Source organism: Mesorhizobium sp. 113-3-9 (genome assembly GCF_016756515.1).
Taxonomy (GTDB): Bacteria; Pseudomonadota; Alphaproteobacteria; order Rhizobiales; family Rhizobiaceae; genus Mesorhizobium.
Genome location: NZ_AP023246.1, coordinates 6,364,304 through 6,373,976 on the forward strand (window position 1 = coordinate 6,364,304; position 9,673 = coordinate 6,373,976).

The following is a 9,673-nucleotide window of genomic DNA, read 5'->3' on the forward strand; positions in this document are numbered from 1 at the left end:
CGCGACCGAACGGGGCGGTCTTTGCATTTCAATTTTCCTTACAGGGAGATGAGATGCTCAACCGCCGGCGCATTCGGACGGCACAGCTCGGCCAACGCCCCACGACAGGCGTCCCTGTATGATGGTGATCGTCCATCGGCCGTTCGAATAGGTTGTTCCTTCCGGCCCCATCGAGGGCAGATCAACCTCGGCCGCGTCGTTGACGGACACGGAAGCGCGATCACCGAGGAGACGCACTGCCAGACGCGTGCCGTCCTGGCATGTGTAGTTGCTGACCGGATAGGGATTGCCCGCGCCAATCGACGCGCCTGACGCGGAATGCCCGAAGCTTGCAATCATCAGGGTGCTCATTGCCGCGATCGACAGGTTTCTCAGCACGATAGTCTTTCCCAAACTGGCGCATCAGCGCAATCGGCCAATATGGCGGAGACATTCCGTAGGATGTCACCCGTGCGGACATGTGTAAACTGATCGGCAAGGCCCGTTCAATCATGCATCTTCTCGGAAATGCTCTTTGAGCAGGCGGGCGCTTCCGGCCGACTCACGCCAACGGCGTTGTTGGCCTTTGCCTGGGTCGGTACTTGCTCCGGTACCAGCTTGCACTCAGCCTTTGCAACAAATCCAATCGGGCTCGCCAGAACCAGCGAGCCCGCAGGACGCTCAGAACGGCGAGATGCACTGCCGGCGCGGGCCATTGTTAGGCTGCCAGCTATTGTCCGAGACTCGATAGGAGCGATAACGCTGCGAGCACCAGTTCACATGGTTGTTCCACGCGTTGTGATTGTGCTGGCGAGCAGCCGAGACCGCCATCCCGCCGAGCAGCATTCCGCCAATCACGCCCGCCGCGACGGCCCCACTATTGTTCCTCGAATGACGGTGGTGGTGACGGGAGGGCCGATGATGAGGAGGCCTATGGTGCGGTGGCCGTACTCCGTGTCCCGGTCTATGGCGGGGGGGCCTCCTGAGATCGACGTTCGTGACCGTATCGGAGACTGACGGCCTCAACGCTCCGACGGGCATTGCCCATGTGGGTGCCGCCATGCTTGCGACGAGCGCGGCGATGATGATGCGCTTCATATGCCTCTCCGTTAGCTGCGTCCGCCGCCGTACAACCTGCCGCCGCGGATGGAGTCAAATCGAAGCAACCTTACGCCAGCACGTCGTCTTGTTGGAATATGCCGTGAATCCCAAACGTGGATAGGGCGTTTATTTTTTGCACTGCCTCCGTTAACCGCGTCCGCTGACCGCACTTCCTCGATGCCCGCGACAGGCCGCCCGCCCTCTCTCGTCGAGACGAAAATCACCCGTTGGACAGCGCCCCACCCCACGAAAAGTCACAGTCTAGAGCCGCTTCCTGGCGGCCTCGGGAAATGACGACAAAGGCGAGCCTGATGGTATGCGCGCCGCTTTCAAATGCGCCGCCATACAATCAACGTATAGGGCACTTTTGACGAAATTTGATCGGAAATCGCCGGCGCACGACCCTCGAATCAATGTAGCGTAAACACCGAATAAGTCGGACGGTATATTGTATTTTTTTGATTTCGATATTGGTTTCTTTGACATCGAACAATCATCTCTTTCGATGCACCTGAATTACAGATCATACAAAAATCCAAGTTACAATTTTGCAATCTTTCCAAAAATAAGCCGACAGCATCTTTATATACATATGCTCTCAGTCTTTGGAAAAATGACAAAACTTTCATGCAACGGAAATGGCGCTGTAATGTGTGCCCCTCTAGTCCTCCTCCCCAGGACGCTCATCTGGAGCGCATCCTTACAAGAGGATCCCAACTCATGACTATCGCCCACAATTCATATTCCAGCACGCGTCGGCGCCTGACAGCGGCCGTGGCGTCACTGGCAGTCGTCGGCGCTGTCGGCGCCACCGCGGTTTTCTCCGAAACGGTTCCCGTTCTGGCGGGTGCCGTGCATGTCGATGCGCCACAGTCGACGGGCTTTGCCGATATCGTCGAACGCGTCTCGCCCGCGGTCGTCAGCGTCAAAGTCAAGTCGACGATCCAGCCTGCGGCCGATGAAGGCTCCGACGGCCAGGATGGCTTCGACAACCTCCCCGACAACCCGCAACAACACGACTTCAAGCATGGCAATGGCAAGCCGCGCCCGGTCGCGCAAGGCTCGGGCTTCTTCATCTCCGAGGACGGTTACCTCGTCACCAACAATCACGTCGTCTCGGAAGGCTCGTCCTTCACGGTTGTCACCAGCGACGGCAAGGAGCTCGACGCCAAGCTGGTCGGCACCGATCCGCGCACCGACCTTGCGGTGCTGAAGGTCGACGGCGGCGACAAGTTCACCTATGTCGACTTCGCCGACGATTCCAAGGTTCGCATCGGTGACTGGGTGGTGGCCGTCGGCAATCCGTTTGGCCTTGGCGGCACCGTCACTTCCGGTATTGTCTCTGCCCGCGGCCGGGACATCGGCGCTGGCCCCTATGACGATTTCATCCAGATCGACGCTCCGGTCAATCACGGCAATTCGGGCGGCCCGACCTTCAACCTCAACGGTGAGGTGATCGGCGTCAATACAGCCATTTTCTCGCCATCGGGCGGCAGCGTCGGCATTGGCTTCGACATTCCGGCGTCAACCGCCAAGCAAGTCGTCGATGACCTTATGAAGGACGGTTCCATCAAGCGCGGCTGGCTCGGCGTTGAAATCCAGCCGGTCACCGCCGAGATCGCCGACTCGCTCGGCCTGAAATCGGACAAGGGCACGCTGGTGTCGAACGCCCAGGACGCTGGTCCCGGCGGCAAGGCTGGCATCGTCGCCGGTGACGTTATCACGCAGGTCAACGGCAAGAAGGTGGACTCGCCGAAAGAACTCGCCCGCACGATCGGCGCCTATGCGCCGGGCAAATCGGTCGACGTCACAGTCTGGCGCGACGGCAAGAGCCAGACGATCAAGGTCGATCTGGGTACGCTGCCCTCCGGCGACAAGCAGGGCTCAAGCGATGACGGCAAACAGGCCGCGCCCGCCAAGACCGACGCATTGGCCGATCTCGGGCTGACCGTCACCAAGTCGGACAACGGCAAGGGCCTTGTGGTCACCGATGTCGATCCCAACAGCGATGCCGCCGACCACGGCATTCAGCCCGGCGACGTCATCACCACGATCAACTCGGCCAAGGTGAGCACCGCCGGCGACGTCACCAAGGTCATGTCGGATGCCGCCAAGGCAGGACGCAAGGCCGTGCTTATGCAGATCACACGTGACGACGCCAACCGCTTCGTCGCTGTACCGGTCAGCAAGGGCTGAGAACGTCCCCCGAGACCACACGTGGCTTTCGGGGGGCCGCTTCAGAACGCTGAGGGCATCGCTGGGGGTGTGCGGCGCTTTCAGCTAACGAGCTTCCTCGCAGCGATGTCTGCCGCCAAGCCGCTGCGAGGAACAAGGAGCCGAACACATCCGTCAGTCGTGGTGTTCGCTCCTGGCGGCAGCGGGCTCCCCTACGCCCGCTGCCGTTTCGGCGCCGATGCCGGCCCGTCCGCCCGCAACATTGCGCCTGCCATCAGTCACGTGATTGGCGTTATATATCGTAACCTTGATTTGACCTGACCTGCGACGGACAGCTGATGATCTTGTTTGCCATCGTGGGGAACCGCGTCCGGTATCTCCCAGATCGGACGACACTTTGTGGAGGCCATGGATGTTGGAGGCACCGAACTGGTACGCGCGTAAATACAACTCCGTCGTGGCCCGCACCGGCGGATCCGATCCCGACGCGGAATTCCATATCCGGCAGATCGGATCACAGCGCCATGCATCGCGCCTGGCAACCATCGACTATGGCGACGCATTCATCCTCGACCTGCAGGACAAAGGTGGCATCGCGATGTCGGGGGCGATCAATGACGATGCGCTGACGGCGGTGTTCCTTTGGGGCGAAGGCACCACCTTCAACGGGCAACGGAGTGAAGTACCGCGGTTGCGGGTCATCGGCCCGGGAACGGAATTCGACCTGGAGATGCCCGGTAGCTATCGCCTCATGCGGATCGGCCTGCGTAGGTCCGCGCTCGATTCTCTGCGTACGGCATCTGCTTCCCGCCTGGACGGGCGGAACTGGCTGATGCCTGGGGTGCACGGGCAGCGCTTCGCCCCGGCAACCGAACTGGAGCTTCAACAGAAGCTGCTGCTGACCGTTGGATACGCGCAGGCCGCCGCCGCGCGGCCTGGCTACGACCTGAGTGCCGGCCTGGCGGTTGCGGCGAGCGAGGCGGGAGCCGCGCTCGCGCAGGTGCTCTTCCACACGGAGGGCCCGCCCGCCCGCGGCCTCGGTTCCGGCGATCGACGCGATATCGTTGATGCCACCCTCGCCATCCTCGAGACGAAACCGCACGGCCCGGTTTCGGTCAGCGCCGTCTGCGGGATACTGGGCGTCGGCGAGCGAACGTTGGAGCGCGCGTTTCACGAACACCTGGGGGTCAATCCCCGCGCCTATGAGCGGGAGCGGCGGTTGCGAGCGGCGCACGGCCTCATCCTGACGCAGGGCGATCGCCTCTCGATCACCGACATCGCCATGAGCTTCAGCTTCTGGCACCTGGGCCGCTTCGCGGGGGCCTATTCGGCGCTCTTCGGATGCTCGCCCAGCGAGACGCGGCGGCGCATTTGGGGGCACGCGCCGCAAGATTGATGGATGTCGTCGATCACGGCTTCAACGCTTTCCGGCAGCCACTCCGCCCTGTCGGAAAGTGGATAGAGATTGGCTCTCCCTCAGGAGATTCTGGTGATGCGGCGTCGTTGCCGCCGGAGCGCCGCTGATCCGCGGATGCCGGGAGCCAGGGTTGGCCGAAATGCAGGAGAGCGGAATGGTGCCCGATCAGCCTTTATAGGCGCAGCCGTCATGCCGCCCCGCTCACGTGACCCGGGCGCGCCGGCATCATCCTGACCATACAACGCGCGGCTCCCAAGGCTGGAAGTCGGCGGAGGCCGAAACAACCCCGACAGATGGCTGGGAAGAGGCGGTGGCGGCTCGCCACGGCCCCCCCAGGCGATGGCGTGACAGGAGTTTTGTCATGGACGCAAGAGTAAGCGCAGCCGGCATTCCCAGCGATCCGTACGCTGCCGAGCCACTGAGATGCGCCATCGACCAGAGCACCGCGTCGGTGCCTCCAGCCGAACAGTTCGACTTCTTCCGGACTTGGTACGCCGGGGTTGCCGAGATGCAGCTTCTTCGTGCCGAACAGCCCCTGTTCCCGGCCCATCATCAGGTGTGGCAATTGGGGGATCTGGCACTGGGCACCATCGAAGTTCCCGGTTCCGGCTACGACATCCGATGGGAACATCGCAAACGGCCGCTGCTGGACCATTGGGTCCTGTCCGCGCCGGTTGCACGATCCCGCGGCGGGAAGATGCCCCCTGGAAAGCCCCGCCTGCGGTGCCTGGCCCTGCCCGATGTCGCGGTGACCCATGATGACCTGACCGTCACGCTCTTCCTGCCACGCACATGGCCGGCGACCCGCTCGTCAAAAATCGAAGCGAGCGACGCGACATTGGCCTTCCTGGCCCACTACGCGATCCTGCTCTACCGCTCTCTCCCCAATCTGAGGGAAGGAGACCTGCCGCACGTCGTCACGGCGACCGCCAATCTCTTCGCGGCGGCACTGACGCCCTCAAAGGATCATCTCGCGGCCGCGCAAGGACCAGTAGACGCCGTCACCATCGCGCGTATCGCCAAAACCATCGTGGAAAGGCTGACCGACCCCGATCTGACGCCCGCCAAGCTCTGCCGTGCGGCCGGCATCTCACGCTCGCGCCTCTATCGAATTTTCGAGCCGGCGGGCGGCGTGGCCAATTATGTGCGCCGCAAGCGGCTGCTCAAGACACGCGATGCCCTGGCCAACAGTTCGGACAGGCGCACGATCTCAAGCATCGCCGAGGCATGGGGCTTCACCGATCCTTCCACCTACAGCCGGATGTTCAAATTGGAGTTCGGCGTGTCTCCCAAGGAGGCGCGCGAGCTCGGATGGCAAGGCATCAAGCACTCCACCTGGCTGAGCATCGACCAGCCGCTCGATGGTGTCGGCACCCTGGGCACCCTTCTCATCAACAATTCCCTGGGGCTGTCACTTTCTTCCAAGCGATGAGTTGTCTCATGCAGGCACGCACTATCAGCGGAAGCGCCAGGATCGGCACCACGGAGCCTCTGAGGTGCGTCGTCGACATCGACACCTCTTCGGCGCCGCCCGCTGAACAGTTCGACCTCTATCGAAGCTGGCACGCCAACATCGCCGACATCGAATTGCTTCGGGACAAGTTCGGTTCGTTCGCCGCGCGCGAGCGGGTGTGGCAGCTGGGCGGCCTCGTCCTGGCCTGCATCGAATATCCCGGAACCGGCTATCATCGCCGCTGGAGCAGCAAGAAGAATCCGGTCTTCGATCACTGGCTTCTCTGCGTGCCGCAAACAATCCCTTCAGGCGGCGGGCAGCCGCGGAGTGGACCGCTGCGCTGGCAGTGCCTGGCGACACCGCATCAGGGCCAGGGCGAGGATGATGGCGTGATTTGCCTGTTCCTTCCGCGAGACTTCGCGTTCTCGCAGCCCTTCACGCTCGACATCCGCCAGGAGATGGCGGCGTTCGTCGCCGATTACATCCTGCTGCTTTATCATTCCCTTCCAAACCGCACGGAGAACGATGTTCCCTATATCGCGGCGGCGACCACCAGCCTGCTCGCCGCCTGCATCTCCCCGTCCCGGGATCACTTCTTCGAGGCCCAGGAACCGATCGATGCCGTCATCATGGCCCGCGCCAACAAGCTCATTGCCGCCAGGCTTGCCGATCGGGACCTGACGCCCGAAAGGCTCTGCCAGGAACTCTCGATCTCACGCTCGCGCCTCTATCGGATTTTCGAACCGGCTGGCGGCGTCTCACACTACATCCGGCGCCAAAGGTTGCTGAGGACAAGGGACGTCCTGGGCGACAGCACCGACGGACGCCCGATCTCCAGCATCGCGGAGGAATGGGGCTTTGTAGACCCTTCCACGTACAGCCGAACATTCAGGAGAGAGTTTGGAATCTCACCCAAGGAGGCACGCGAGGCCGGCTGGCTGGGCATCAAGCATCCGCCCCTGGCCGAGCGAACCGGCGACGACAGACCTTCCCTAAACAGCCTTCTGGCAAGCAACCTTCCACTCGACGGCCACCTGTAGGCACGCGCGAGCGAACTCGTTGCGGCGACCAATGGGTAATTGGCGTATCCTAAAAATGCGCTATTCCGGGCCAATTTTAAGTGTAACCAGTAGTTCTGCAGTCTGTCCAATTTGTCCCACCCCTATGCGTGGGGTCCATTTTTATCGGATTGATGGCTAATCGCCGCAAATCTCGAATTCCGTGGCTTTCGACTTTCCGCGATGGGAAATATGCTTCTTCGGAACCTTGCCTAAGGAGCTGCCGAATGAAAAGACGCACATTTCTGACTGGGAGCGCGGCTGCCGTTGCCGGACTATCCGTAGATCCTGTCTTTTCACATGCGGCCACCGCCGAACGCCAGCCGCTCACCGTCACGGACCTCGAAAACTCCGCCGCCCAGCTTCGAAGCCGTTTTTCCCGGGACTTCGATCCCGCTTATATCGAAAACGCAATCCTTCCCTTCTTCCTGGTCAGCGTCTATCAGGGGGAGCGTGCGATGCTGCCCATGATCGATGAGGCGCTGAGCAAGGAAAATGCCCTTCCCACATATCTGTGGGGCCTGATCAGCGAGAGTTGGCGGCCGGCTCCGGAGAAAGGCGTAACCGTCTTCCTTCAGGGCTTGGACAAGCGCGGCCCAGACAATCGCCGCAAGCGCATCTACATGAGCGCCGTCACGCCGGATCTCTATCAGGAGATGTACAGCGCCAAGGTGACAGCGTTCTTTGAAGGCCTGCTGTCGAAGGGCAATGCCGGCAAGCCGTTGATGCGCCTGTACCTCGATACGTTCTGGGACATGTACTGGGACCTGCATCTCGGAGTCAGCGGCGATGCCATACCCCCGAAGGTGCGCCAGATCGGCATGAGCTTCAACACGGTTCTCGCCTATCTCGATCCGACCCAACGCATCGTCTACGAAAACTACATGGTCGTCCGGGACAATCTCGATTTCCTGAAGTCATGGATTGGGGAGCGGCTTGCCGATCTTGAGACGGGAAAGACGCCCCACCCACACAAGACATTTGCCTGGTACTGGCTCAAGAACGGCGAAGGTGACGACAATTTCGCTCACAAGGACGTGGTCTTTGAGTGCTTTCACAACTTTGTGGCGTTCAGCCAGTGGGGCAACTCGCTCTACAACATGATGCTGAAGCTCGGCACGGCGACCGGCGACCCGGACACACGGGCGTCGTTTGCAAAGACGATGAAGGGCAGCTTCGATAGCGCCGGCGAATCCTCTTTCAGCCCACTCGAGCGTTTCGTCATGGAGCTTTTCCGCATCATCTCGCCGAACAGCGGCAGCATCTCCTCGTTGCAGGAAACTTCCCCGCCTGCGTTCGAGCGGTCCGGCTACATCATCAGCCCTCACACTTCGACCAGTCTCGACCCGGTTCACTGGAAGAATCCGGAAGAGTTCGATCCATCACGATACGAGCGTGTCCCGACGAGCGCACAGGTCGACGAAAAGCATGTCGAGCGAATCGGGATGGCCCGGTGTCCCTTCGAGAAAACCAGCTTCGACGTGAAGGACGGCCGGAAGGCATCACTACACAACAGCGCGTTCGGAACCGTTTTCGGTGTTGCCGATGGCAAACCGCTGCCGGTGTGCGACCATGCGGGTTTCGCGCCTTTTGGTTTCGGCTACCGGCGCTGCCCCGGCGAGCAACTAACCATCAATGCGTTCGAGGACTTCCTTCGTACGGTCTGGAAAAACAAGATCGACTTTGTGAAACTCAACCTGGCCCAGGCAGAGGTGTTGCCCATCGGTCCGATGACGGTAATCCGTGATGATCTGGGCTTCACCGGATCTGCCTGACGACGCGAGCGCGACTGTCGCCAGCTGGGTGTGGAGCAAATTGCGCGTGCCTTGGAAAAGCATTCCGGAGGGCACGACCGGGCTCTTCTGAACCCTTTGGGTTTGGGGTGTCCCGCATTCCCAGCAGAGATGCTTGTTCGATGATTTGTCCTTCAATGAGCGCCAGACATTCCTGAACAGCGTGTTGGGAGGCGGAGCATCGAGGAACGAGGGCTCCCATGAAGAACCTGGCCCATGGCGCATCCCTTGATTCTGAGGACAAGGGTGCTTCATGAGCCTGAGATCAAGCGGCTAGGGAGAGTTCAATCAAATCCACGCGGTTGTCGGAACGGCCGGCGTGGTGATGTGAACCCTGTTTGCAGACCCATGAGGCGGCCCCAAACCAGGAGCCGGGATGGGTCGGCATATCTCCCCAAGCGTGGCCAGGACGGACGGTAAGGGCGACATATCGCGACGTTCGTCCGGACCTGGGCAATCGCAGACTTCCGTTGATTCCGAATAATCCCGCGACCGCCGCTGCCAGATTTGGCACTAGCCAGGGCACGGCCCCAATTCCCGTGGTGTCGTACCCATTGGAAGTGTCAGGTGCGCTAGGTCTATCTGGTGATCCATGACTTAGAGCACTTCACCGTTTCATAGAAACGGCGAACCACTCTAACTCCTTGTTTTGACGCAACTCCGGACGGAAAACCGCTCACACTTTCCTGGAATTGCT

At 61.0% G+C, this 9,673-nt stretch carries 7 protein-coding genes; 5 read left to right on the forward strand and 2 right to left on the reverse strand.

The features are described 5' to 3' along the window. Positions 1-57: 57 nt before the first annotated feature. Entirely contained in the window at positions 58-378 is a 321-nt protein-coding gene (locus MesoLj_RS30950) for a hypothetical protein (protein ID WP_244735217.1), read from the reverse strand. 282 nt (positions 379-660) lie between these two features. Then, complete coding sequence (locus MesoLj_RS30955; protein ID WP_140775135.1) at positions 661-1,077, reverse strand: BA14K family protein; 417 nt, start codon at positions 1,075-1,077, stop codon at positions 661-663. 723 nt (positions 1,078-1,800) lie between these two features. Here MesoLj_RS30955 and MesoLj_RS30960 point away from each other — a divergent pair. From MesoLj_RS30960 to MesoLj_RS30980, 5 genes are all read left to right on the forward strand, one after another. Continuing rightward, positions 1,801-3,276 (forward strand): Do family serine endopeptidase, encoded by a 1,476-nt coding sequence (locus MesoLj_RS30960; RefSeq protein WP_202323694.1) that lies wholly within the window; start codon positions 1,801-1,803, stop codon positions 3,274-3,276. A gap of 391 nt (positions 3,277-3,667) precedes the next feature. Then, the gene (locus tag MesoLj_RS30965; protein WP_202323695.1) at positions 3,668-4,651 is read left to right on the forward strand and encodes a helix-turn-helix domain-containing protein; all 984 of its coding nucleotides are present in this window, start codon (positions 3,668-3,670) and stop codon (positions 4,649-4,651) included. A 382-nt stretch (positions 4,652-5,033) separates the two neighbouring features. Further along, complete coding sequence (locus MesoLj_RS30970; protein ID WP_140775132.1) at positions 5,034-6,104, forward strand: helix-turn-helix domain-containing protein; 1,071 nt, start codon at positions 5,034-5,036, stop codon at positions 6,102-6,104. Positions 6,105-6,112: 8 nt separating this feature from the next. After that, positions 6,113-7,165 (forward strand): helix-turn-helix domain-containing protein, encoded by a 1,053-nt coding sequence (locus MesoLj_RS30975; protein WP_202323696.1) that lies wholly within the window; start codon positions 6,113-6,115, stop codon positions 7,163-7,165. Positions 7,166-7,410: 245 nt separating this feature from the next. After that, on the forward strand, positions 7,411-8,958 hold the full coding sequence (locus MesoLj_RS30980; RefSeq protein WP_202323697.1) for a hypothetical protein: 1,548 nt from the start codon (positions 7,411-7,413) through the stop codon (positions 8,956-8,958). Positions 8,959-9,673 lie beyond the last annotated feature (715 nt).

Excerpts from the sequence above, each read along its gene's own strand:
- MesoLj_RS30955 (WP_140775135.1), bottom strand. The coding sequence starts at position 1,077 with ATGAAGCGCATCATCATCGCCGCGCTCGTCGCAAGCATGGCGGCACCC.
- MesoLj_RS30960 (WP_202323694.1), top strand. The coding sequence starts at position 1,801 with ATGACTATCGCCCACAATTCATATTCCAGCACGCGTCGGCGCCTGACA.
- MesoLj_RS30965 (WP_202323695.1), top strand. The coding sequence starts at position 3,668 with ATGTTGGAGGCACCGAACTGGTACGCGCGTAAATACAACTCCGTCGTG.
- MesoLj_RS30970 (WP_140775132.1), top strand. The coding sequence starts at position 5,034 with ATGGACGCAAGAGTAAGCGCAGCCGGCATTCCCAGCGATCCGTACGCT.
- MesoLj_RS30975 (WP_202323696.1), top strand. The coding sequence starts at position 6,113 with ATGCAGGCACGCACTATCAGCGGAAGCGCCAGGATCGGCACCACGGAG.
- MesoLj_RS30980 (WP_202323697.1), top strand. The coding sequence starts at position 7,411 with ATGAAAAGACGCACATTTCTGACTGGGAGCGCGGCTGCCGTTGCCGGA.